At 44.1% G+C, this 26,031-nt stretch carries 21 protein-coding genes; all 21 read left to right on the forward strand.

What is annotated here, in order from left to right; all coding sequences use genetic code 11:
- Window positions 1–14 precede the first annotated feature (14 nt).
- The 21 genes from mshL to tldD all read left to right on the forward strand — a co-directional run bounded on the left by mshL (window position 15) and on the right by tldD (window position 26,003).
- Complete coding sequence (mshL, locus tag FTW16_RS06290; protein WP_146490466.1) at window positions 15–1,685, forward strand: pilus (MSHA type) biogenesis protein MshL; 1,671 nt, start codon at window positions 15–17, stop codon at window positions 1,683–1,685.
- Between the two features lie 52 nt (window positions 1,686–1,737).
- The gene (locus FTW16_RS06295) at window positions 1,738–2,577 is read left to right on the forward strand and encodes an ExeA family protein (RefSeq protein ID WP_146490467.1); all 840 of its coding nucleotides are present in this window, start codon (window positions 1,738–1,740) and stop codon (window positions 2,575–2,577) included.
- 2 nt (window positions 2,578–2,579) lie between these two features.
- Complete coding sequence (locus tag FTW16_RS06300; protein WP_146490468.1) at window positions 2,580–3,740, forward strand: tetratricopeptide repeat protein; 1,161 nt, start codon at window positions 2,580–2,582, stop codon at window positions 3,738–3,740.
- Window positions 3,730–5,454 (forward strand): GspE/PulE family protein, encoded by a 1,725-nt coding sequence (locus FTW16_RS06305; RefSeq protein WP_048657952.1) that lies wholly within the window; start codon window positions 3,730–3,732, stop codon window positions 5,452–5,454. Before FTW16_RS06300 ends, FTW16_RS06305 begins: the two co-directional genes overlap by 11 nt.
- 12 nt (window positions 5,455–5,466) lie before the next feature.
- Window positions 5,467–6,690: a type II secretion system F family protein gene (locus tag FTW16_RS06310; protein ID WP_048657953.1), complete on the forward strand. Its 1,224-nt coding sequence runs from the start codon at window positions 5,467–5,469 to the stop codon at window positions 6,688–6,690.
- Between the two features lie 3 nt (window positions 6,691–6,693).
- Window positions 6,694–7,149 carry an MSHA biogenesis protein MshF gene (locus tag FTW16_RS06315; protein WP_146490469.1) on the forward strand — a complete coding sequence of 152 codons (456 nt, stop codon included), beginning with the start codon at window positions 6,694–6,696 and terminating at the stop codon, window positions 7,147–7,149.
- A 79-nt stretch (window positions 7,150–7,228) separates the two neighbouring features.
- The gene (locus FTW16_RS06320) at window positions 7,229–7,804 is read left to right on the forward strand and encodes a prepilin-type N-terminal cleavage/methylation domain-containing protein (protein WP_146490470.1); all 576 of its coding nucleotides are present in this window, start codon (window positions 7,229–7,231) and stop codon (window positions 7,802–7,804) included.
- A gap of 35 nt (window positions 7,805–7,839) precedes the next feature.
- A complete protein-coding gene (locus tag FTW16_RS06325) occupies window positions 7,840–8,313 on the forward strand; it encodes a type II secretion system protein (RefSeq protein ID WP_146490471.1) in 474 nt (157 codons plus the stop codon).
- 151 nt (window positions 8,314–8,464) lie between these two features.
- On the forward strand, window positions 8,465–8,956 hold the full coding sequence (locus tag FTW16_RS06330; RefSeq protein WP_060982977.1) for a prepilin-type N-terminal cleavage/methylation domain-containing protein: 492 nt from the start codon (window positions 8,465–8,467) through the stop codon (window positions 8,954–8,956).
- A complete protein-coding gene (locus FTW16_RS06335; protein ID WP_132935985.1) occupies window positions 8,953–9,522 on the forward strand; it encodes a prepilin-type N-terminal cleavage/methylation domain-containing protein in 570 nt (189 codons plus the stop codon). The genes FTW16_RS06330 and FTW16_RS06335 overlap by 4 nt, the downstream gene beginning before the upstream one ends.
- Window positions 9,522–10,262 carry a prepilin-type N-terminal cleavage/methylation domain-containing protein gene (locus FTW16_RS06340; RefSeq protein WP_060982979.1) on the forward strand — a complete coding sequence of 247 codons (741 nt, stop codon included), beginning with the start codon at window positions 9,522–9,524 and terminating at the stop codon, window positions 10,260–10,262. The genes FTW16_RS06335 and FTW16_RS06340 overlap by 1 nt, the downstream gene beginning before the upstream one ends.
- A complete protein-coding gene (locus FTW16_RS06345; RefSeq protein ID WP_123322484.1) occupies window positions 10,252–10,680 on the forward strand; it encodes an MSHA biogenesis protein MshP in 429 nt (142 codons plus the stop codon). Before FTW16_RS06340 ends, FTW16_RS06345 begins: the two co-directional genes overlap by 11 nt.
- A gap of 2 nt (window positions 10,681–10,682) precedes the next feature.
- Window positions 10,683–14,993, forward strand: a complete 4,311-nt coding sequence (locus tag FTW16_RS06350; RefSeq protein ID WP_261383418.1) for a DUF6701 domain-containing protein — start codon at window positions 10,683–10,685, stop codon at window positions 14,991–14,993.
- A 150-nt stretch (window positions 14,994–15,143) separates the two neighbouring features.
- Window positions 15,144–16,187, forward strand: a complete 1,044-nt coding sequence (locus FTW16_RS06355; protein WP_017062957.1) for a rod shape-determining protein — start codon at window positions 15,144–15,146, stop codon at window positions 16,185–16,187.
- A 94-nt stretch (window positions 16,188–16,281) separates the two neighbouring features.
- A complete protein-coding gene (gene mreC / locus FTW16_RS06360) occupies window positions 16,282–17,169 on the forward strand; it encodes a rod shape-determining protein MreC (protein ID WP_004735927.1) in 888 nt (295 codons plus the stop codon).
- Entirely contained in the window at window positions 17,159–17,647 is a 489-nt protein-coding gene (gene mreD / locus FTW16_RS06365; protein ID WP_004735926.1) for a rod shape-determining protein MreD, read from the forward strand. The genes mreC and mreD overlap by 11 nt, the downstream gene beginning before the upstream one ends.
- 7 nt (window positions 17,648–17,654) lie before the next feature.
- Complete coding sequence (locus tag FTW16_RS06370) at window positions 17,655–18,278, forward strand: Maf family protein (RefSeq protein ID WP_017062955.1); 624 nt, start codon at window positions 17,655–17,657, stop codon at window positions 18,276–18,278.
- 20 nt (window positions 18,279–18,298) lie between these two features.
- Entirely contained in the window at window positions 18,299–19,768 is a 1,470-nt protein-coding gene (gene rng, locus FTW16_RS06375) for a ribonuclease G (RefSeq protein ID WP_017061363.1), read from the forward strand.
- A 10-nt stretch (window positions 19,769–19,778) separates the two neighbouring features.
- The gene (locus FTW16_RS06380) at window positions 19,779–23,651 is read left to right on the forward strand and encodes a YhdP family protein (RefSeq protein ID WP_146490472.1); all 3,873 of its coding nucleotides are present in this window, start codon (window positions 19,779–19,781) and stop codon (window positions 23,649–23,651) included.
- Window positions 23,652–23,725: 74 nt separating this feature from the next.
- Window positions 23,726–24,538 (forward strand): carbon-nitrogen hydrolase family protein, encoded by an 813-nt coding sequence (locus FTW16_RS06385; RefSeq protein WP_146490473.1) that lies wholly within the window; start codon window positions 23,726–23,728, stop codon window positions 24,536–24,538.
- A gap of 19 nt (window positions 24,539–24,557) precedes the next feature.
- Window positions 24,558–26,003 (forward strand): metalloprotease TldD, encoded by a 1,446-nt coding sequence (gene tldD / locus FTW16_RS06390; RefSeq protein WP_017061366.1) that lies wholly within the window; start codon window positions 24,558–24,560, stop codon window positions 26,001–26,003.
- The last annotated feature ends 28 nt before the right edge of the window (window positions 26,004–26,031 follow it).

The raw sequence follows: 26,031 nt of genomic DNA on the forward strand, positions 1-26,031 counted from the left end.
GTTAGAGTGAAGACATGCGTAAACTTGTAGTAGCAATCCTAGTGTCATCTTTGGTCGGCTGTTCGATGGGGCATAGAGATCCTGTTGAGATTAAAGAATCTTTAAACGAATCAATTAATGAAGCCAATAGCAGAGCGCTTCATGATCTTCCTTCGTCGGTACAAGATGACCTTATGCCTCAGCTTAGTTCTGACTCTATGTCTCCGGGAATGGAAACGGTTAAACGTTTTCGTATTCAGGCAAAAGGTGTTGAAGCGAGAACCTTTTTTGCAAGCTTAGTGAAAGGTACTGAGTATAGCGCTGCTATTCACCCAAGTGTTTCAGGAAAGCTCACTTTTAATTTAACCGATGTGACATTAGATGAAGTGTTAGCTGTGGCTCAGGATATGTATGGCTACGATATAGAAAAGCGTGGCAAAGTCATTCAGGTTTACCCAGCAGGTTTGCGTACAGTAACGATTCCTGTCGATTACTTACAAGTTAAACGTTCTGGTCGCTCATTAACGACGATCACAACCGGAACGATCACGACTTCTGATTCAAACTCATCGAGTTCTTCAAGTTCCAATTCAAACTCGTCTAATTCATCCAACTCTTCTAACTCATCGAATTCTACATCGAACGGTGGTACAGAGATTGAAACGACCTCTGAAAGTGATTTTTGGCCACAGCTTGAGACGGCCGTTGCCCACTTAATTGGTTCTGGTGATGGACAGAGCGTCGTCGTTACCCCGCAAGCCAGTGTGATTACGGTTCGTGCTTATCCTGATGAAATCCGTGAAGTTCGTGAGTTCTTAGGCATTTCTCAGAAGCGCTTACAACGTCAAGTGATCTTGGAAGCGAAGATCATGGAAGTGACTTTGAGTGATGGCTACCAGCAGGGTATCAACTGGACTAAGATGTTCTCGTCAAATGGTACTAACTACACAATCGGCATGGGCTCTATTGTTAAAGATGCAGCCGGTACGATAATCCCAGGTACGTTGCCAGGGATGGACCCAATTGGTGCCGCTTTAGGTGGTCAATCTAATATTGTTGTTTCTGGTAGTAGCTTTGAAGCGGTATTAAGTTTCATGGATACACAGGGAGATTTGAACGTACTATCTAGCCCTAGAGTGACAGCTGCGAATAACCAGAAAGCGGTTATTAAAGTGGGTACCGATGAATACTACGTAACAGATTTATCAAGTGCGGTTGGTAGTGGTGATAACGCGAATGTTGCTCCTGAGGTTGAACTAACCCCGTTCTTCTCGGGTATATCTTTGGATGTGACACCTCAGATTGATGATAAAGGCAGTGTGTTCTTACATGTCCACCCGGCAGTCATTGAGGTAGATGAAGAGGTCAAAGAGCTTAACTTGGGTTCAACAACGGGGGTCGTGACGCTTCCTTTGGCAAAAAGCTCTATTCGTGAGTCTGACTCTGTGATTCGTGCTCAAGATGGTGATGTGGTTGTTATTGGTGGTTTGATGAAATCAAATACCAGCGATGTAACCTCTAAAGTTCCATTCCTTGGTGATATTCCGGCCCTCGGCCACTTATTCCGTAATACCAGTCAGTTGACGCAAAAAACTGAGCTTGTGATCTTGCTTAAACCGACAATCGTCGGTGTGAACACGTGGCAAACAGAGTTAGAGCGTTCTCGAGATCTGCTTCAACAGTGGTTCCCAGATGATGAAGAGTAGTTACTTGTTTTTTCAATGTAGATTGGCAGTATCTAACTAAGCTAGGTTACTTATGTATCAAGCTCATTTTGGTTTTGAACAACTGCCATTTACCTTAACGCCGAATACCGATTTTTTTTATGGTTTAGCGCCTCATTTTGAAGCGATTCAGACGGTAATATCGGCGTTAGAAATGGGCGAGGGTGTGATTAAGGTTACCGGAGAGGTAGGCACTGGAAAAACCATGGTTTGCCGGATGCTAGTCAATCACCTAAATGATTGTACCGCTCTAATTTACCTGCCAAACCCTGTGCTCTCAGGTGCAGACTTACGCCAAGCTGTTGCTAAAGAGCTCGGTTTGACTATCGACAGTGAAGCAACCTTAGTTGATAACATTCAGCATAAGCTTATTGAATTGCACAATTCGGGTTTAAGAGTGGTAGCGATTCTTGATGAGGCTCAAGCTCTATCGGATGAAGCTCTCGAAACATTAAGGCTGTTTGGTAACCTTGAAACAGAAGATAAAAAGCTGCTGCAGATTGTTTTATTGGGGCAGCCTGAGTTGGATACTCGACTAGAGGCTTACCATCTCAGACAGTTTCGTCAAAGAATCACGTTTAGTTCAACATTGAGGCCACTGACTCTCGATGAAACGGTGGCGTATATTGATAACCGGATCACTAAATCTGGTGGTAATCCTGAGTTATTCAGTTTGAACCAAAAGAAGGCGATCTGTCGTTCGTCACTAGGTATTCCGAGATTGATCAACCAACTTTGCCATAAGGCTTTATTGCTTTCGTTCAGTGAAGATAAGAAAAGTATCGACAACCAACATCTGTTTTCCGCTATGCATGAAACATACGATGTATGTAAGCCTAAATTTAAAACGCCAATACTGTGGGGTTGGAATTAATTATGAGTGTTATTAACAACGCCTTGTCTGAATTGGCAAAGAAAAAATCAGCGACTTCGATTGAAGCGGCAGTTGTACCTAAAGTAAAAACACGTTCCCCATTGGTTTGGGTCGCAGCAGGTTTTACTCTGAGTTTAGCAATGGGCGGTTGGGCGATATCGCAAGGTCCTGCTGTCGAACATTCAATCTCAACTCGAGATGTACAGGTTCAGGTCTCTGTCGTTGACAGTTCCAATGATTTTCAGGAAGTAGCTCAACCTATCTCATCACCAACTAAGAAACTGGTGAAGCTAGACTCTGCGAGTTTTTCAACAGAAAACACTGCGATGGTAAAAAGCGCTCAAGCTAAGCCAGTTGTATCTAATTCGGTTGCTGCGTCTATCCCACAACCTACAAAACAGCAAGCATCAACTAAACCTCTAAGCACGCCCCAAACGACTAAGACTGAAATTCCTCAGCCGATTTACGTTGCTAGTGTGGCAAAAACAGATTCGCCCTCTATCTCTAATGACTTAGGAGCTTCTGGTAGCTCAGAAAATAGTGGAATGTTGATCGAACAGGTCGAGTTAACGCCTGAGCAATTATCTGTGAATGCACAAGGGCGAGCTCAAAAAGCGCTTGATGCGAATGACCTTACTGGTGCTCTGAAAGGCTATACTGAAGCTCTACGTTATACGCCACGAAATGAAGATGTTCGTCAGAAACTCGCGATTCTCTATTTTGGTAAGGGGGATACACGTAAAGCGTACGAGCTGTTTCAGTCAGGGATTAAGCTTAATATTAACAGCGAAAAGCTACGCTTGGGCCTATCTAAGCTTTTGGTTAAAGCAAACCAAGCAGAAGCGGCTTTAAGTCCATTAATACATTTACCGCCGAACCCTACGCAAGATTATCTAGCTATGCGTGCAGCATTGAGTCAAAAGTCTCAGCAAGAAGAAGTGGCCTTGGAAAGTTACCAAAAGTTGGTTGAGATTGATTCAGATAATGCTCGCTGGTGGTTAGGTTTAGCGATCCAGCAAGAACGTCAGCTCGATTTCGTAGCAGCTAAAGCGTCATACCAAGGTGCATTAACCAGAGTAGGTATCTCATCTCAATCACAAAGCTTTGTGCGTGACCGGTTAAAAATACTCAATGCTTTAGAGGAGAGCGGCGATGCAAATTAGATTAAGAAAAAGGCTTGGTGATTTGCTTGTCGAAGAGGGCATTATCACGGAGACTCAAGTTGAGCAAGCACTGGCTGCTCAGAAAAGCACCGGTCGTAAGCTGGGTGATGCACTGATTGAACTTGGCTTCTTGTCAGAGCAACAGATGTTGAGTTTCTTGTCACAGCAGTTAGCGATTCCTCTTATTGATCTAAGCCGAGCTGTTGTCGATGTCGAAGCGGTACAGCTTTTACCGGAAGTACATGCTCGTCGCCTTCGTGCATTGGTGATTGGACGCCAAGGTGACACTTTACGTGTTGCAATGAGCGACCCTGCCGACCTGTTTGCCCAAGAATCTTTGCTTGGTCAGTTAGGAGATTACGCACTTGAATTCGTTGTTGCTCCAGAGAGGCAATTGGTTGATGGCTTCGATCGCTATTACCGAAGAACTAAAGAGATCGCCTCATTTGCTGAGCAGCTTCACGCTGAACACCAAGTTAATGATGCCTTTGATTTCGATATCGCTGAAGAAGACAGTGACGAAGTTACAGTAGTAAAGCTAATTAACTCGCTATTTGAAGATGCAATCCAAGTCGGCGCTTCTGATATCCATATCGAGCCAGACTCAAACGTACTGCGTCTTCGTCAGCGTATCGATGGCGTGCTGCATGAAACACTGCTGAACGAAGTGAATATTGCTTCTGCACTTGTATTACGCTTGAAGCTGATGGCAAACCTCGATATCTCAGAGAAACGTCTTCCTCAAGATGGTCGCTTTAATATCCGTGCTAAAGGTCAGTCGGTTGATATTCGTATGTCGACCATGCCAGTACAGCACGGCGAGTCTGTAGTTATGCGTCTTCTTAATCAATCAGCGGGTTTACGTAAGTTAGAAGCGTCGGGTATACCGAGCGATCTGTTGGTTCGTCTTCGTCAACAGCTGCGTCGCCCGCACGGTATGATCTTGGTTACTGGGCCGACAGGTTCGGGTAAAACCACAACCTTGTATGGTGCATTAAGCGAACTCAACGAACCGGGTAAAAAGATCATTACCGCGGAAGATCCGGTGGAATACCGTCTTCCTCGTGTGAACCAAGTTCAGGTAAACCCTAAGATCAATCTCGACTTTTCTACAGTCCTAAGAACCTTCTTGCGTCAGGACCCCGATATCATTCTTATTGGTGAGATGCGTGACCACGAAACGGTTGAGATTGGTCTAAGAGCTGCATTAACAGGCCACTTAGTATTAAGCACCCTCCATACCAATGATGCGGTAGACAGTGCACTGCGCATGATGGATATGGGAGCACCAGGTTATCTGGTAGCGAGCGCTGTTCGAGCGGTCGTTGCACAGCGATTGGTTCGCAAAGTGTGTACCGATTGTAAGGTTGAGGATGAGTTAGATGAACCTCGTAAGCAATGGCTGAGCGTTCGCTTCCCTAACCAAGTGGGTGTGCCGTTTATGAAAGGTCGTGGCTGTCAGAACTGTAATTTAACCGGTTACCGTGGGCGTATTGGTGTATTTGAAATGTTGGAGCTAGAACAAAACATGATGGATGCGCTAAGAGCTAATGATGCGGTTGGTTTTGCTCAAACAGCCCGACAGTCTGAAAATTACAAACCGTTATTGGCTTCTGCGATGGAACTAGCTCTGCAAGGTGTCGTGAGTCTCGATGAGATCATGCATCTTGGCGAAGGCGATGCTTCTGGTGCCACCGACCCAATTTATTTGTAGGGGTAGAGGGATATGCCAACGTATCGTTATGTAGGTCGCAGCTCTGATGGTAGCCAAGTGAGTGGTCAATTGGATGCGAATAACGAAGATCTTGCTGCTGAAAGTTTGATGAGTAAGGGGATCATTCCAACCTCTATCAAATTAGGTAAAAGTGGCGGTTCAGTCTTAGATATGGATGTATCGAGCCTGTTCTCTCCGAGTGTACCTTTAGAGGTGTTGGTTCTGTTTTGCCGACAGTTATACAGCCTAACCAAAGCGGGTGTACCACTTTTAAGGTCGATGAAAGGCCTTACCCAAAACTGTGAAAATAAGCAGTTGAAGGCTGCTCTCGAAGAAGTGGTTGCTGAGCTTACTAATGGTCGAGGGTTAGCGGCATCAATGCAGATGCACCCTAAGGTGTTTAGCCCGCTGTTTGTATCTATGATTGGCGTTGGTGAAAACACAGGTCGTTTAGATCAGGCTTTGCTTCAATTAGCTGGATACTACGAACAGGAAGTTGAGACGCGTAAGCGAATCAAGACCGCTATGCGTTATCCAACGTTCGTGATCAGCTTTATTTTGATCGCAATGTTCATTCTTAACATAAAGGTTATTCCACAGTTCTCTAGCATGTTTGCGCGCTTTGGTGTCGACCTGCCGCTGCCGACTCGTATCTTGATTGGTATGTCGGAATTCTTTGTGAATTACTGGGGCTTAATGCTTGGTGTGATCTTTGGCCTTATCTTTGCGTTTAAAGCCTGGGTTAAAACAGACAAAGGCTTGGAAAAGTGGGATAGATTACGCTTAAAAATGCCTGTTATTGGTGGAGTGGTCAATAGAGCATTATTGTCACGATTTTCACGTACTTTTGCTTTGATGCTAAAAGCCGGTGTACCACTTAACCAATCGTTAGCTTTGTCGGCCGAAGCCTTGGATAACCGTTTTCTAGAGTTGCGAGTTCAAGCCATGAAATCGGCTATTGAAGCGGGTAGTACGGTTTCATCGACCGCGATTAACAGCGAAATTTTCACACCGTTGGTGATACAAATGATTTCAGTAGGTGAAGAGACGGGTCGTATTGATGAACTCTTGCTTGAGGTGGCTGATTTTTATGATCGTGAAGTCGATTACGATCTGAAAACCTTAACTGCCAGAATCGAACCAATCTTGTTAACCATCGTTGCAGGTATGGTGTTGATTTTGGCGCTAGGTATTTTCTTACCGATGTGGGGAATGCTGGATGCAATCAAAGGTTAAGGAATGCTAAATAACCTACAACGCTCACGTTTTGTTATTTGGACTGTGGTTATTCTTTTTCTTATTGTCGGTGTGCTTTCGGCATTTAAAACGGTAGAAGAAGAAGCGACTAACACGGCATTTATTGTGGCGAGCAAGCGGATTTTAGAGCAAGCCAATTTGTTCAAACAGCAGTATTTGTTATCAGGCTCCGAGCAAAACAATGATTCGGAGCACTCCAAAAGTTATAGTCGAACGGGCTGGATAAAGCCGATTCAAGGTACGGAGCGAGACTGTAATTATTGGCTTGAGGAATTATACCCTCAAGAGAGTATTTTAGGGCTAAGATCGCCAAGTATTGAAGACAAAAGTGATAACATACATTTTCATTGTCGTTATCATTATAGTGATAAGTATCAAATAGATATATTACTCAAAAATGAAAGATTTAGTGTGAAAGCCAATATTTTGGCTTTGTGAAAATATTGACACTGTTTTTATGGTTTTATACGTGTGCAAATGTATAATGCGCGTTAGCAATTAGATGAGTAGGTAGAAAATGCTTAAAAATCAAAAGGGTTTCTCCCTAGTCGAGTTGGTTATTGTGATTGTAGTCGTTGGTTTATTGGCGGTTGCTGCTTTACCTCGTTTCTTAGATGTGACAGATGAAGCCAAGAAATCAAGTATTGAAGGTGTCGCTGGTGGTTTTGCGACGGCAGTTTTGTCGGCGAGAGCGCAGTGGGAAGCAGAAGCAAGGCCATCAGAGAAGATAGGTGTTGAAACATACAATACTGTAAATTATGATGGTGTTGATTTTTGGTTAACAAGATCAAAGAACAGTAACAACGTCGAGACCGACTTTCGTGATGGCTATCCGTGGACTCTGAATAGCGATTCTAGTACAGCGCCACAAGATATTTCAGACCAAACATGTTCTGAGTTGATGGAAAACCTACTTCAGAACCCACCTAAAGTAGGTGCGGTTTCAGATGTTGCTAGCGACTCAAATTACAAATATTCAGCGCAAGCGAATTCAGGTGATGCAACGTGTACTTACATTCAATTAGAAGGTAGTACCGAGCACCAATTTGTTTACGAAATTAAAACTGGTCGTGTGACCGTAACTTTGCAGTAAGTCTGCGTAAAATTAAACATAGAGAGAGCTTAACTATGAAAAGACAAGGCGGTTTCACCCTAATTGAACTAGTGGTTGTAATTGTTATTCTTGGTATTCTTGCTGTAACTGCGGCACCACGTTTCCTAAACCTGCAAGATGATGCGAAAGATGCAACGCTTGAAGGTTTAGCTGGCGCAATTCAAGGTTCAGCGAGCATTATTTATGGCAAGGCTGCAATTGAAGGCTTCGAGAGTACTTCAGGTGCTCTAAGCGCTGGTGGTTCAACAATCAATACTACTTTCGGTTACCCAAATGCAACTGAAGATGATATTACAAATATCGTTCAGGGAATTGGTGATGATTTTGAATTCATTGGAACTGTAGATAACTCAAACCCAGCACAAGTAACATTTGGTATTCCAAACTACACAACTAACTGTGTTGTATACACCCAAGCTACCAATGCGAATACGCCAGCGACTGCAAACGTAGTTTCTACGGGAGCAAACACAATTTGTTCTAACTAAAACAAGTTGTGTATCAGTGTTTATATTAGGCCAGCTCCTGCTGGCCTTTTTTTTATCCAAAGCACACAAATATGAAAACTATTCATATACATAAGATCGTCAGTTTCGTTATCTTGTATAATCAGTATTCGCTAGACAGTTAGAGGCCATTATGGATAACAGCCCCACACCCAACGGCTTTACTCTGGTAGAGCTGATCATCGTTATCATTATCCTCGGTATTATTTCAACTTTTGCCGCGAGTCGCTTCGTTGGTACCTCTAGCTACTCCACTTTTACTGCGCAAGAGCAGGCCATTTCTGTAATTCGTCAAATCCAAGTCAATCGAATGCAATCGAATGTTTCCGCTGCTAATGACAGCTTTCGTCTTGCTATTAATAGTGATTGTTTAGGCTCTGTGGCCGCGTGTAACTTAAATCTTTCGAATAGCGCTCAAAAAACACAGGCCGATGCACGTAGTGATTATGTGCGTGAATCAGATATTTCATTTTCTCCAGCGAATACGGTTATCGACTTTGACCTGTTGGGTAACCCTTCGGTAAGTGCAGGTGTGAATATTACGATTAACTCAACCACTTCGAGCAATAGCGCCCAAGTCTGCATTAATTCTCAAGGTTATGTGCGTGAGGGAGTGTGTCTATGATTCGTTCACGTGGCTTTACTCTAATTGAAAGCATTGTGGTGATTATCGTATTGGGCATTGCGATGGTCACTATTACTAGCTTTTTAGCGCCACAAGTTGCAAGCTCTGCTGACCCACATTATCAAAACCGTTCTGTGGCGTTAGGCCAGAGTCTGATGAATCAAATATTGGCACGTGGTTTTGATGAACATAGTGATTTTGATGGTGGCCTGGTGCGCTGTGGGGACGCAGATGCGACTGCTTGTTCTGCTCCTAATGAACTCGGAGTAGATGGGGCAGAGGCAACGCCCGCAGCTTTTAATGATGTCGATGACTATATCGGTTGTTGGTACACAGACACTACGGAGTCAACGTGTGTCTCATCAACGAAGTACCCACTCGCTAATATCCTAGATGAAAATATTGAAGACAGTTATGCCAATTTTCGTGTTGAGGTTTCCGTGTTTTATGATCAAAACATGGACGGTGTTAACGACAACGCTATTGGTACGATGAAGCGCGTTGAATTACAGATCTTTGGTGGTAACAACCGCTATAGCGTGATCGCTTACAAGGGGAACTACTAATGAAGCAACGTGGTTTTACTCTTATAGAAATGATTGTAACGATCGTGGTCGTTGGTGTGATTGGGTTAGCGATTGCTGGGTTTGTTGAATATGGCATGAAAGGGTATGTTGAGACTATTGACCGACAAAAGGTGCAAGTGAAAGGGCAATTTGTTGTCGAGAAAATGTCGCGAGAGATAAGCCACGCGGTTCCTAACAGTTTTGATTCGAGTATTATGCCTGCTTCGGCTTTTGCTCAAAAATGTCTCACCTTTTATGCTATTAAGTACTCAGGCTTTTATCACCTTGATGAAGCGACAGACGAGCTACATTTTATTATCGGCCAGGACTCCCCAATACTTGATGCAGATGACTTTCTAATTATTAACCCAACGAATTACTCTGACTTAGGAGCGGGTTCAACTAAACGGATTTCAGTCTCAGGTTTGATCTCTACGAATAATGTGTTTACCGCGACCTCTGTTAATCTTAGTAGTCAGTCTATTGCTCAACGCCATTATATTTACGATGAGAGTGCTTCGGTGAGTTACTGTTTGGTGAATGATACCGTTCAGAATCAAGGCCTAATTCAACGCAATGGAGTCACCGTTGCGGATAGTATTAATTATGCTGAAAGTAATTTCCGTTATGAAGAACCTAGCTTGCAGCGAGGTGGTGTGATTCACATCGACCTTGTACTAGAGCAAAACAGTGAAGTAAGTGTTTACCAACAAGATGTGCAGGTACTCAATGCGCCATAGAAAATCATCTCAACAAGGCAGTGTTTTGGTCGTCGCAGTATTTGTTATTGTGGTGATGGGCTTCCTTGCGACTTCTTTAGTACAAGTTCAGTGGTCAAATCACGATACATTGACGCGTAAACAGCTTGGAACACAGGCTTGGCTATTAGCACATTCAGCGAATGAGTGGGCACTCACTCAAGTTTATCCATTAACGGTGTCGCCTGCGGTTTCAACGAGTGTGAGCACTGTGTGTAGCAACTTAAATGCCAATCAAGTGAGTAGTGGTATGTCGACCATCTGCACTGTCGATCAATTAACTTGTCGACAAATCGGCGTTTTAGATGGCGTTGGATTTTTTAAAATAGAATCAACAGCTATCTGTGGTTCGGGTATCAACCAAGTACAGCGTATCCAAGAAGTTTGGGTGAGGGAGTAAGTATGAACTTGTTTAGGTATGTAGCTATCTTCTTTTGTTTGTTTTTTGTAGGAAATATTTACGCAAATCAATGTTCTAACTTGAAGGGGAATGAGGATTTTACCATTTCATTCCAGGTAGAAGGTGATGATGACTATCAAGATTTTTATTTAAAACAAGGTAGCCATGGGCATGTCATTTGGTATACAAACCATAAAAGGTCGGATCCATCATATATTTTCAATGAGCAAAATCTCATTGATGATCGCCTGTATGAAGTAACAATTACTAATGATGCTTCTAATGATGAAGTTAAATACTATCGACGAGATATTGATAATGGATTAGGTGCTAGCCTTATTGAAACTAAGTACGAATCTTTGAAAAATGGTAGCTTATCTCCGGTCTATGATGATGACGATATTACTAACGTCAGTTGTAGTGACGGCATATCCCCTCCGCAGCCACCCCCTGTGAACTTAAACCCTCAGTTTGAGTTTGGTACTCTAACTGATACAGAGTGTACTACGTCTCAAAATGGCCAACGTACTTGTACGATTATTTTTGATAACACTTATGATTCGGCTAAGCCAAAGCCATTAGTCTTCGTTATGCCTACTATCGATGCAGGTCTATCTAAGCTGTCTCTTAATCAAACTGAATTACCTTCAACAGCTTCCGTTACTGCTACTACAAGACTAACTGCCACCATTGTTCAAGAGGTTGCCCCTCATCGAAATGCAGCGAATCACGTTAATTTTGTAAATGATGCCCCAATGCATAATATTGATTACTTTGTTATTGAACCTGGAGTTATCACCCTAGGTAACAAGGCGAAGATAGTCGCAGGATCGATTGAAACTAAGGTTGCCGCTTCATATATTCAAAGTGAACGAGGCAACAAAGTTACGATTAACTATCAGGATTATGGCTTACCTTCCAACTTCTCCAATACTCCGGGGGTTCTTGTTCAACCTCAAACCAAAAGAAACAGTTCTAAGTGGTTTACTGGTATGGCTAGAGAGGTCAAAAAAGATAGATTTTTCTTGTCACTAGAGAAGTCAGAGGTGACGAATAACAATAACCTTACTCAGAAAGAGACCGTGGGTTTCGTTGCTGGTGAGGGTAACGGGTTTATTCAAGGTGCACGTTTTTGGTTAGGAGATGGGCAGACTCTCAAAACGACCGAACTTAATGAGAAGGTCATCTCTCCTATTGAGCAGGGATGTTTAGAATATACCGATATAGCATTTGCGGGTTTTGATGCTCCACCGATTCTAGTTGCTAACAAGAACTCTCGTGACGGTAATAATGGCGGTTGGTTGCGTCGTTGCGATGTCACTAAAAACAAAGTCTACTTCGTAGTTGAAGAGGACATGGATAAAGATAAAGAGCGTGGTCACGTAAAAGAAGGCGTTGGTTTCTTCATGTTTGACAGGCCTAATGACATCGGGATTTGTGAAGGTTTTAATAATAAAAGTCCTGTACAAACATGGAAAGGCTCCAATGGGAGTTTGGAAATCAATGGTTCTCCCCAAATAGTAGGGGCGCTGAGAGATGGCGGGAATCGTTATGTAGGCTTTTTAAATTCGAATACCAATGATAGAACGGGTGTCGCTTGTGAAGGCCAGCAATGCTTCGGCTTAGATGATTTACTTATTGATAAAGAAGCATTAGAAGATGTACCAGATAATTTAGGCAACTCGTTAGATATCCCTTATACCCACAATGTCACTTCCTTACCTATCACTGTTGGTGGTGTGAAGATCTACGAATATGACAGCATCTCAATTGGTACTGGTGCTGTGGTCGAAATAGAGTCTGGTAAATATAAAATTGGCACACTTAATATCAATGGCACGGGGGAATTACGCGTCAAGAGTGGCGATACGGTGACCGTCTTTACTAAAAGCTTATCTGTAAACAACGGTAGCTATATCGGTGTTCCAATTGTTAATTGGAGCGGGGATAAGCCCATTCTAGCTGGAGATACACACTTTAGGGTCAACGTATTACAAAGTGGTTCCAGTTTTGTCAGTTTAAATAGCAGTGGCTCTGCAAATAAAACCACGTTTGTAGGTCTGTTATACAGCGAACAGAATGTTGACATGAGCGGTACAGCAAGAGTGTATGGTGCTGTTTCTGCTAAATCAGTCAATATGTCATCAAGCTCTTTAATTCATGCTGAGACCAGCTGTATTGTGCCTGTCGATGATTATGATATAGATATTTCCCCTGCGACGGATCTAGCCTTGATGTGTGGCGACGACTCCCCTCAATTTACGATTAACACTTCGAATAATGGTGTGGCAGAAAGTCTAGGGGTGACTATAGATATCACGCCAAGCCCTGAGGAGTTTGATGTTTCTGTCATACAAGGCTCAGGTACTTACCCTAATTATGTTTCTAATAATGATGGTGAATTAACTTTAAAAGTTGTCGCTAAAGATACTGCCAATATTGACTTTGATACAGGTTATAAGCTAAAGGCGACATTAGTGGATGATTCTGGCAAAGAGGTAGAAAGTCAGTTCAAGTTCGTACCATTTAAATTCTCTTTAGTGGATGGCAATATTCCAACGAATCGTCTTGACGTTATTGCGGGGCAGGCTACACCGACAGTAACTAAAGTTTTAGCGTGTGATTCTGGTGATTCAATTGTTGTTGCTGAAAACTATACAGGTGAGGCTGGGGATGAAATTACCATTACTCACAAGCTTGATAGTTCTTGGAGTGGTTCTGATGGCTCGCTGACTTACTTACCAGAGTTCAAAAAAGGTAGCGCCTCAACTGACTTAACTATCTCTGAATCAGGGCTTTTCAACGTCACTTTAAAAGACAATAGTTTTGATTGTACTGGTTTTGCTGGCTGCCCCGAAGATGGGAGTTACGATGTTGAAGGGGGTTTCTCTGTTTACTCTCGCCCGTGGAAATTTGCAATTTGTACGAATAAGAGTTCGGACGGAAACAGTAACGATAAAGACTCAGACAGTTTCAGTAGTGCGGGAGAGTCATTCGATGTTTATGCTCGCCCAATAAAGCATACAAATTCATCTGCAGTTTGTACTGACGATAACTTGTTGACGAACAATTACTTTAAGTCGACAGCAAGCGTAAAAGTTACAACGACTTTAGATACCCCTCTAATTGCGGATTACCCTGACGCTGAGTTGGGTGATTTAACCCCTGTAGCTCAGCTAACTAAACAAATTGCGTCGAATGACCAGGCTAATAAAGGTTATAAGTTCGAGAGTCTGAAATACTCAGAAGCGGGTAGCTTTAACTTCATTGCGACAGAAACTGGGAGTTTCTACGGCTCAATTTTAGGTGGCTTCTCTGGCAGTAAATCGATAGGTCGCTTTTATCCTAAATTCTTTGTTCAAGGTACTCCGGAATGGAATGTCGCCAATCAAAATGATATCGCATACTTAAGTCAACCTTATGATTCTACAATTCACCAAGTATATCCAATGGCATCTGGTGAAAGTGATACGGATAATGCGCTCAATAACTACCGCTTCTTTAATGAAAACTTGCAAGCAAAGTTTGGTGTTCTAGATGATAGCAACATAGATAACGGCTTCTTGTTAGATACGGATGCCGGATCTTGGCCTGCTGATCGTAAACATTGGTTACTGAATGACAATGCAGCTGAGCTGCAACGAGTTACGGATTCAGATGATGTTAGCCGCAAAGATGGCCCTTTCAATACCAGTGATGCTAGCTCAATAGCCACTAATTTTGGTTTAACAGTGACAGGAGTAGATCCTGTGTCATTTACGGACTCTGACCCTGTGACCGATTCGGCAGCATTCCCAGTCCAACCTCCGGCCCGCTATGGCCGAATGGTACTCGATGATATTGGTGGCAACTCAGGTACTACTCTGACGATTCCACTTCGTGCTGAGTTTTGGGATGGCAGTGAGTTTGTTGTGAACGAGGATGATGATCGCAGTACTTTCAATGGTTCAAATGTTTGTAAGCAAGTCATTTGGACCATTAATGATGTGAAAACCACATTAGTTTCACTTAGTGGCAGTGGAGATGTAAATGATGGTGAAGAAGAAGTAACTGCGGTTCAAAATACGCCGACTGGTACGGATGCACCACGAGAACAGGTTCGTTTGTGGCTAAGAATGGATGACTCGGAGCCAAGCAAGAAGACGGGCGAAAATGACATATTATGTTCTGGTAGCGATCAAGACCAGCCATGGCTGCGTTACAACTGGCGACACTTGGGGGACGAAGATCCCTCCACGGTTGTCACATTTGGTATCTATCGTGGTAACGATCGTGTGATCTACCGAGGTGAAAGTGGCTTAACAGGTCAGTAATAATATAATTTTTGCCCCTTAAGTTAGGAATCTGTAAGAAATTGCGGGTTTCAGTCCATGTTTGTACTTCAATGCCTTGCCGTAACAGCAAGGCATTGGTACATTTAGTGCAATTTTTGTCTTCTAATTCTTGCAGGATGAGCGAAGAATATGTTTAAAAAACTTCGTGGCATGTTTTCAAACGACCTATCGATTGATTTAGGTACAGCCAATACCCTTATTTATGTAAAAGGCCAAGGCATTGTTCTTGATGAGCCTTCAGTTGTAGCTATTCGCCAAGATCGTGCGGGTTCTGCAAAGAGTGTCGCTGCTGTTGGTCACGCTGCTAAGCAAATGCTTGGTCGTACGCCTGGTAATATCTCAGCGATCCGTCCAATGAAAGACGGTGTAATCGCCGACTTTTACGTAACGGAAAAAATGCTTCAGCACTTCATTAAACAAGTGCATGACAACAGTGTGCTTAAACCAAGCCCTCGCGTTTTGGTTTGTGTTCCTTGTGGTTCTACGCAAGTAGAGCGTCGTGCTATCCGTGAATCAGCACTAGGTGCTGGTGCTCGTGAAGTTTATCTAATCGATGAACCAATGGCTGCAGCGATTGGTGCTGGCCTACGTGTCTCTGAACCAACAGGTTCAATGGTTGTTGATATCGGTGGTGGTACTACTGAAGTTGCGGTTATCTCGCTAAATGGTGTGGTTTACTCGTCTTCTGTTCGTATCGGCGGTGACCGTTTTGATGAAGCGATCATCAACTACGTTCGTCGTAACTACGGCAGCTTGATCGGTGAAGCGACAGCAGAGAAGATCAAACACGAAATCGGTTCAGCTTACCCTGGCGATGAAGTAGAAGAGATCGAAGTGCGTGGTCGTAACCTTGCTGAAGGTGTACCTCGTAGCTTTAGCCTAAACTCAAATGAAATCCTTGAAGCACTTCAAGAACCTCTATCTGGCATCGTATCTGCAGTAATGGTTGCGCTAGAACAGTGTCCACCAGAGCTAGCTTCTGATATCTCAGAAAATGGTATGGTACTAACAGGTGGTGGTGCACTGCTTAAAGACCTTGATCGTCTGCTAACAGAAGAAACAGGTATCCCTGTTGTTGTTGCAGAAGAGCCATTAACGTGTGTTGCTCTAGGTGGTGGTAAAGCTCTAGAGATGATCGACATGCACGGCGGCGATCTGTTCAGCGAAGAATAATATCTAGTGTTAGGCTCTTTTCTTACCTAGTTTTATGTAAAGAGCCTAGGACCTTGTCTATAGGATCAAATGTAGCTCTAGGACCAAATATAGAATGAAGCCAATTTTTGGTAGAGGTCCCTCTCTACAATTGCGCCTGTTTTTTGCTGTAATTTTATCAGCCAGCCTTATGCTGGCTGATAGTCGTTTAGATGCTTTCTCAAATGTTCGCTATCTATTAAACAGCATGGTTGCCCCAATTCAATATGCAGCTAACCTTCCTCGTACGATGTTTGACGGTGTATACGACCGTTTTAGCACTCGTAAAGGGCTGATCGAATCAAATCATAATATTAAACGAGAAGTCTTGCGACTGAAGAGCGAGCTGATTCTGCTTGAGCAATATCAAGAAGAAAACAAGCGCCTTCGTAAGCTGTTAGGATCTCCGTTTATCCGTGATGAGAAGAAAGTCGTTACAGAAGTTATGGCGGTAGATACTTCACCATATCGTCATCAAGTCGTGATCGACAAAGGTCAGATTGATGGAGTGTATGAAGGTCAGCCGGTGATCAACGAGAAAGGTATTGTTGGCCAAGTGACTTTTGTTGCTGCTCATAATAGCCGAGTCTTGCTGCTAACGGATGCAAACAATGCGATTCCCGTCCAGGTTATCCGTAATGACATCCGTGTGATTGCTTCTGGCAATGGCATGATTGATGAAATCCAGCTAGAGCACATTCCAACCAGTACCGATATACAGGAAGAAGATCTGTTGGTGACATCGGGTCTTGGTGGAGTCTATCCAGAAGGTTATCCAGTCGCCTATGTTACTGCCGTTGATTACGATCCAAAACGAGAGTTCGCCGTTATCAAAGCAGAGCCTGTGGTTGAGTTCGATAAGCTCAGATACTTGTTGCTTGTATGGCCTGATGAAAATAAACAGATGCAAGCGGATCAATCCAGCATAGAACAAGCATTGTTAGAGGGTGAAGATGGCCAATAGTGTTTTGAGAAGCAAGGTCGTAATTGGCTGCTCATTTTTAGTAGCACTTATTCTGCAAACGATCCCTTGGCCTGGTAGCTTAGATCTATTTAGACCATCTTGGTTGCTGCTGGTTACGTGTTACTGGGTTTTGGCTCTGCCGCATCGTGTTAACGTAGGTAGTGCTTTGATTCTAGGCTTATTGTGGGACCTTTTGATCGGTTCTACTCTAGGCATTCGAGGTATGATGATGGCGATAGTGATGTACATTATTGCGATGAACTTCCTCGTTATTCGTAACATGGCGCTATGGCAGCAAGCGATGATCATTGCTGCGTTAACGGTGTTGTTTGAGGTATTGATCTTCTTCGGTGAATATTTGATCCAAGATGTCGTTTTCAACCCATTATCGCTATGGAGCGCATTGATAAACTGTATACTTTGGCCTTGGATGTTTTTATTAATGAGACGCGTGCGTCGTCATTGGCATGTGAGGTAGCGTGACGATGGAAAAGAAACATTTAGTTTTGGCATCCGGTTCACCACGCCGTAAAGAATTACTATCGCAACTCGGTTATGAGTTCTCTGTCCTTGTAACCGATGTTGAAGAGTGTAAACACGCTCAAGAAACCGCCGAAGAATATGTTAAGCGACTATCTTTAGATAAAGCCTTAGCGGCATTGTCTTTATTAAAAGATAACCCTTCTGAAAGGCAGCATGTCGTTCCTAGTTCTGATACTGTAGATAATGGCTCTGATATAGTCGTTCTTGGTTCTGACACAGTCGTCGTTAGCCAAGGGCAAGTGCTTGAGAAGCCCACCGATTTTGCTGACTCTAAGCGTATGCTTACTCAGTTAGCGAATGAACGTCACCAAGTGATGACGGCGGTTTCTGTGGTTTCAGAAGAAAAACAAAGAACAGAAATCATTATTACCGACGTATGGTTTAAACCCCTCAGTGAAAAAGAAATAGAACAATACTGGCAAACAGGGGAGCCATGCGATAAAGCCGGTAGCTATGGGATCCAAGGTTTGGGCGGACGCTTCGTTACCCGAATCGAAGGTAGTTATTATGCCGTTGTCGGCTTACCTTTATTTGAAACGGATCAGCTACTGCAAGAATTCTTATAATTACTAATCTGAGGTGCACCATGAGTGCTGAATTGTTGCTGAACGTGACCCCGAGTGAAACTCGTGTGGCCATGATTGAGGGGGGGGCTCTTCAAGAGATCCATGTCGAACGAGATGCTCGACGCGGTATCGTAGGAAATATCTATAAAGGACGTGTAAGCCGTGTTCTTCCTGGAATGCAGGCGGCTTTTGTCGATATAGGCCTTGAGAAAGCAGCTTTTTTACACGCCTCTGATATTGTTCCACACACTGAATGTGTTGCTGAAAATGAAAAGAAGCAGTTTCAAGTTCGTGACATTTCAGAACTTGTTCGCCAAGGGCAAGACATTGTGGTGCAAGTGGTCAAAGACCCTCTTGGTACTAAAGGTGCCCGCTTAACGACTGATATCACTCTACCGTCTCGTTATCTGGTATTTATGCCGGGCGCAAGTCATGTTGGTGTATCTCAACGTATCGACAGCGAGTCTGAACGCAACCGTCTTAAAAAAGTTGTGTCTCGTTACTGTGACGAACACGGTGGCTTCATCATCCGTACCGCAGCAGAAGGTGCAGACTCAAATGAGTTGGCACAAGATGCCGCCTTCTTAAAGCGACTGTGGCTAAAAGTATTAGAGCGTCGTGGTAAGCACAAAGCGCGTACTCGCTTGTATGGTGAGCTTTGCTTAAGTCAACGTATCTTGCGTGATTTTGTCGGTACTGAGCTGAGCAAGATTCAGGTCGATTCTCGCCTAGAATATGAAAACCTAAAAGAGTTTACCTCTGAATACGTGCCAGAGCTAACAGACAAGCTTGAGCTGTATGAAGGTGATAAGCCTATCTTTGATATGTACGATACCGAGAACGAAATTCAGCGTTCATTGGATCGTAAAGTTGAATTAAAGTCTGGTGGGTATCTGATTATCGACCAAACTGAAGCGATGACCACGGTTGATATCAACACTGGCGCGTTTGTTGGTCGCCGTAATTTAGAAGAGACGATTTTCAACACCAACGTAGAAGCAACTCAGGCGATTGCTCGCCAGCTGCGTTTGCGTAACTTAGGTGGCATTATCATTATCGACTTTATTGATATGTTGTCTGAGGAACATCGTAAGCGAGTACTAACTTCTTTAGAGGCTGCGCTCGACAAAGACCGTGTAAAAACCAATATTAATGGCTTCACGCAGCTTGGTTTGGTTGAGATGACTCGTAAACGTACTCGTGAAAGTATCGAGCATATCCTGTGTTCTAGCTGTCCTGCTTGTGAAGGTCGCGGCAGTGTGAAGACAGTTGAAACCGTTTGTTATGAAATTCTTCGGGAGATCACGCGAGTGAATCGTGCGTACGACGCCGATAAATTTGTGGTCTATGCGGCAGCTGCCGTGGCTGAGGCGTTAGAGGGCGATGAATCTCATGCGCTTGCTGAGCTTGAAGTGTTTATTGGTAAGCAAGTTAAAATCCAGGCTGAGCCTCTGTACATACAAGAGCAGTTTGATGTTGTTATGATGTAATGGAAATTTTGTGAGCTCAAGCGTTACTCTGATTCTACGTGCATGTTTATGGTTAGTGGTTACTTTCTTAGTAACGCTAGCCATTGCCGTAACTACACTGCGTGTAGCCTTACCCAATTTAAATAAGTATCAATCTGAAATTGAGCTTTGGGTAAACCAACATTCCGGTTTTGATTTTTCGATTCAAGACGTGGGCGGTTTTTGGCGTAACACTCACCCCTCTATTGCTCTGCAAGGCGTTAAAGCCAGCCTTCCTAATGCAGAAGATGTGACCTTTTCTGTCGAGCGTGTTGAAGTCGAGTTTGACTTGATTCAATCGGTCGTACAGATGCGTCCGGTTGTGGCCGATTTGGTCATGAATAAAATGTATCTTGATATCCGCTCTATTGATCTGTTTGCCGGACAAAATGGCAAAGACGAACCTAAAGATCCCGGTTCTTCCAAGCGAGTGATACAAGAGCTCGATAATTTACTGCTGAAAACTTTGGTGGATGTGACCGCTAAAGATTCCTCTCTTTTGTATCGCACTATCTCTGATGAAGAACGTCAGCTTGATATCGAAACTCTGAAATGGCAAAACTCTGGTAAGCATCATCTTGCGGAAGGCGTGGTAAGTATCAAAGATGCCAATCTAAACTCATTGTCAGTGAGCGCTAACTTTGTTGATGGCGGCTCGTTAACGGATATGACGGGCGAGTTTTATGTCAGTGCGGACAGGATTTCAGTAAAGCCTTGGTTAACTCGTTATATGCAGGCGGAATCCGGTATTGAGACGGGCACTGTGAGCTTGAATAGCTGGCTAACACTGCGTAATAGCAAACCTGTGAGCGCTTATGTTGAAGTTCTGCCTTCGGAATTGACTTGGAACGAAGATGGCAAGCATGACCTGATGCTTGAGTCAGGTATCTTTAAGTTGTCTCCTATTGATGATGGTTGGCAAGTAAATGGCCACTCACTAAACCTTAGAACAGACGATACACCTTGGCCTGAACTCGACATTGCGTTCAAGTGGAACCAAGGTCCCTGGGAGCTCAATGTCTCTGAATTAAACATTGAGACAATTACGCCGTTGATCAAGCTGCTGCCTGACTCTGAACAATCAACCAAAATGATCAACGTATTGGCGCCGGGTGGTTCTGTCTCTGATATTCGCGTATCTATGGGGGCAGACATTGAGAGCCTGCGTTACTCTGCCAGTTTTTCTGAGCTGGCGATTGAGCAGTGGGAGTTAGTCCCCGGCTTTAGTCAAGTATCAGGTAGTGTGTTTGGTTCGGCTTCGGAAGCGAAAGCCAGCCTTCACGTTATTGACGATGTGTTTCCTTATGGCGATGTTTTTCAAGCGCCTCTGAATATCAAACAGGGTCAGGTTGATATTGTTTGGCAACAAGATGAGAGTGGCTGGAAACTGTGGTCGGATAAAATCACGGCAGCAACGCCAGATTTACAAGTACTAGGCGCATTCCGTTTGGACTTCCCAAAGGATGCGAGCCCATTCTTATCTTTCTACGGTGAAGCGGACGCTTACAATGTCGGTGAAACATGGCGTTATTTACCTACGCTGGCTCTTGGGCAAGATCTGACAGACTACCTTTCTACTGCGATTCAAGCGGGTAAAGCGGATACCGTAAAACTGTTGTGGCATGGTGATTTATCTCAATATCCATACACCAACCATGATGGTATTTTCCAAGTTTGGGTCGGATTAGAAGACGCTAAATTCAGTTTCGACACCGCGTGGCCACTGATTACTGACCTTCAGCTTGATCTGTTATTTGAAAATGATGCAATGCATCTAGATTCTCGCTCAGCACAGCTGATGGATGTGACAGCCGACCGGATCACTGGACGTATTCCTTATCTAGGGGAAGGCGGCCATATTGAGATTGAAGCGAAGGCAACGGCGTCTGGCAATGCTGTGCGTGATTATATGACGGCTTCGCCACTGGTTGACTCAGTGGGCGCAGCGTTAACCGCACTTCAAGTGAGTGGTGATGTCTCTTCCGAGTTCCAGCTCAATATCCCGTTTGATTCTGAAAAAGAAGCAAGAGCATGGGGTTATGCTGACCTTAGTGGCAACCATGTTGAGATTGAAGCGCCGCCAATGGTGCTTGAGAACACCACGGGCCGTATCGAGTTTGATAATGATGTAGTGACGGCAAATGGCCTCGCCGCTGATTTACTTAAGCAAGGTATATCACTCGACTTTAAAGGTCAGAATGATGGCCCTGGCTATGCTGTTGATATCGATGTGTTAGGTGATTGGGATGTTAAGCCTCTAGAACCTTACATTGGTGAGCAGTGGTTAAGTCGCTTGTCAGGCCATGCGCAATGGCAGAGCCAGATTGATATCCAACTTAATGATATCGGATTTACTTACCAACTTGATTTACAGTCTGATCTTAAATATCTGGCGAGCGATTACCCGTATCCACTGGCGAAAAAATCACTAGAAAGTGGGGCGGCAAGGCTACAAGCATCGGGCAATCAAGAAGCGATTACCACGCGTCTGCAATTGCCGAACACTAAGTACCAAGCTGAGATTGATATTACAGGTGACGTTCCTGAGTTAACGGCGACTAATTTAGTTCTGGGCCGTGGTGGCTACAAAATTAGTCCTGTTGTTGGTCATCATGCGTTGATTCGTACTGACAAATTCAATGCTGATGATTGGTTATCGGTTGTAATGGAACCAGTGCAGCCATCTAATGCTGTGCTTAGCCAAATGAACACGCCAACCATTCCAGCACCAAGCCGTATTACCTTTGAGAGTAAAGAGCTGATCTTGGGGGGGATATCTTGGAATGATGTCGATTTTAGCGCCCGCAAGAACAAGCAAGCGTGGCAAATGGAAGTCTCTAGCCAAGAGCTCGAAGGGGATATTAATTACCTGCCACCTTACGATTTGACCGTTTCACTGGATCGTCTACATCTGTTCGTTCCTGAATGGAGCGACAAGAAAAATCAAGAACAACTGCTGCAACGTAAAGCACAAGAAGCGCCATTGATCTCTGAGCTAGATAGGAAGATCCACGATGTGATGCCGAACCTGAAGCTGACCCTGAACGATTTTTGGCTGCAAGGCTATAAGGTTGGCAAGGTCGATGTTGAAATGACTAGGAACGCAGATCGTATTGAGTGGAACAAGATTCAGGTTCGAAGCGGTGGTAACAAAGCAGATGTTAGCGGCTGGTGGGAATTGCAAGGTGACAAGAGTCATTCATCGCTAGCCGTTGACGTTGAGGGTGAAAACAACAGTGAGTTAATGGAGCGCTTCGGCATTACTTCTGGGATTCAAAAAGCGCCATTCGCGCTAGAAGGTCAACTGAACTGGGATGGTTCGCCTTGGGGGATCAAAATGGACACCCTTGATGGCAACGTTAAAACCAAGTTTGGTAAAGGTATTATCTCGGATGTGAGCGGTGCGGCTCGCTTGCTTGGTCTGTTTAGCCTAGATTCGATCATCCGTAAGATGCAGCTCGATTTCTCAGATGTGTTTGATAAAGGCATGGCATTCAACAGCATCACAGGAACGGGTGAGATTCAAAATGGTATCTTCCTGACTAACGACCTCAATATGGATGCGGTGGCTGGTGAAATGAAGATCAAAGGTATCGCTAACCTCAACACACGACAGGTTGATGCTGAGGTGAACTTTACCCCAGATATTACCTCAGGTATTCCAGTATTAACGGCCTTTGCGGTAACTCCTCAAACGGCGCTGTACGTATTGGCGGTAACCACGGTTATTTCACCGGTTGTTGAGGTCTTTACTCAGGTTAACTATTCGGTGAAAGGCCCTCTGGATTCACCAACGGTGAGTGAGCTTTCTCGTAGCTCTGGTGAATTCCAGCTTCCAGAGAAACTCCGAAAATTGGCTGAATAGTTGTTAGACACTAGTGGGTTAATATACGACTAAAATTAAAATTCTGAATCATAATAAATGGAGAAGCGGTACACATGGATTGTGTTGGATTGATTCAAATGACTTCAGGCCCTGATCCTGAAAGCAATCTCGATTATCTCGCTCAAGAGATAGTTAAGTGCAAAGAGCTAGGCGCTAAGTGGGTCGTTTGCCCTGAAAACGCATTAGTTTTTGGCAGTAAAGCTGACTATCACCACTATGCTGAGCCTTTAAATGATGGACCTTTGCAAAAGAAAATTTCTGAGCTAGCAAAGCTTCACCGAATTTGGATCGTTATTGGTAGTATGCCGATAAGCACAGCTAAAGGTGTGACTACCACAACCTTGGTGATTGATGATTTTGGTGGTTTAGTCGCTCATTACGATAAGCTGCATATGTTTGATGTGGATGTCGCCGATGCGCATAAGTGTTATCGAGAGTCGGATATTTTCACACCAGGTGACCGAGTTGTGACAACGGAAACGCCTTTTGGTCGCTTAGGTTTGAGTATTTGTTATGATGTGCGCTTTCCTCACTTGTATTCAGAGTTACGTAAGCAAGGTGCACAAATCATGGTTGTACCTGCAGCGTTCACCGCTGTAACCGGTCAAGCGCACTGGGAAGCACTGTTAAGATGCCGCGCCATTGAAACACAATCGTGGATTGTCGCGGTGGGGCAAGGTGGTAAGCACCCTTGCCAAAGAGAGACATGGGGACACTCTATGGTGGTTGATCCCTGGGGACGAGTAGTCGCACAGTTAGACCAAGACCCTAAAAGTATGGTGGTTGAGATAGACATATCCAGTTGCGAGTCAATTAGGCAAAATATGCCAATCACGCAACACTCTCGATTCACCAATCAATTTTAATTACAAACAAGAGCCATCTATGAGCATTAATCAAATTGAAGAAGCGCTACTGAACCCGACAGGGCTTACGGAGCAAAATATCGCAGATACATTGGCGAGCATTGCTACCCGCCAAATTGATTATGCTGATATCTACTTTCAGTCAAGCTGGCACGAATCTTTGGTGCTAGAAGACAGCATTATTAAAGACGGCTCTTTCAATATCGATTGCGGTGTTGGCGTTCGTGCCGTATCTGGCGAAAAGACCGGTTTTGCTTACTCTGACCAAATTCAATTGGATGGTCTTAAGCAGAGCGCAATTGCGGCTCGCGGTATCGCTAAACAAGGTCAAAACGGCAAGGTTCAAGCGTTCAAACGCAACTCTAATCAAGCTTACTATGATGCAGTTAACCCGCTAGCGAGCTGGGAAAAACAGCAGAAAACAGAATTACTCAAATCATTAGATGCTTACATTCGCACTAAAGAACCTATGGTGACGGAAGTATCGGTGAGCCTAAGTGGTGTGCATGAGCAGATGTTGGTTGCTGCGACTGATGGAACTTACGCTGGCGATATTCGTCCGCTGGTTCGTCTATCTATTAGCGTACTGGCACAGAAGGGTGATCGTCGTGAGCGTGGTAGCGCTGGTGGTGGTGGCCGTTTTGGTTATGACTTCTTCTTAAGTGATGACAAAGGCACTCAAGTAGCTTATCAGTTTGCGGATGAAGCGATTCGCCAAGCATTAGTTAACCTTGAAGCGGTGGCTGCGCCTGCTGGTGCAATGCCTGTAGTTCTTGGTTCTGGCTGGCCGGGCGTTTTGCTGCATGAAGCGGTAGGCCATGGTTTAGAAGGTGATTTCAACCGTAAAGAGTCGTCAGTATTCTCTGGCAAAGTTGGTGAGCAAGTAACTTCAAGCCTATGTACGATTGTCGATGACGGCACATTAACGGATCTACGCGGTTCATTGAACGTCGATGATGAAGGTGTTAACGGTCAGTACAATACGCTAATCGAAAACGGAATCCTAAAGGGTTACATGCAAGATAAGTTGAACGCTCGTCTAATGGGTGTAGCACCGACAGGTAATGGTCGTCGTGAGTCATACGCGCACCTTCCAATGCCACGTATGACGAATACATACATGCTACCGGGCGAACACACGCCGGAAGAGATCATCGCGACGGTTGAGAAAGGTATCTACGCACCGAACTTCGGTGGCGGCCAGGTTGATATTACTTCAGGTAAGTTTGTATTTTCAGCTTCTGAAGCGTACATGATTGAAAACGGTAAGATCACTCATCCAGTGAAGGGCGCAACGCTAATAGGTTCTGGTATCGAGGCAATGCAGCAAGTATCTATGGTTGGTAACGACCTAAGCATCGACCGCGGTGTTGGTGTATGTGGTAAGGCTGGTCAAAGCGTACCTGTAGGTGTTGGTCAGCCAACATTGAAACTAGACTCTCTAACGGTTGGTGGTACTGAGTAATTTAGGTTAGCAGCACGAGTTAGCTTCA

Source organism: Vibrio sp. T20, from assembly GCF_007858795.1.
In the GTDB taxonomy this organism is placed as follows: domain Bacteria; phylum Pseudomonadota; class Gammaproteobacteria; order Enterobacterales; family Vibrionaceae; genus Vibrio; species Vibrio satsumensis.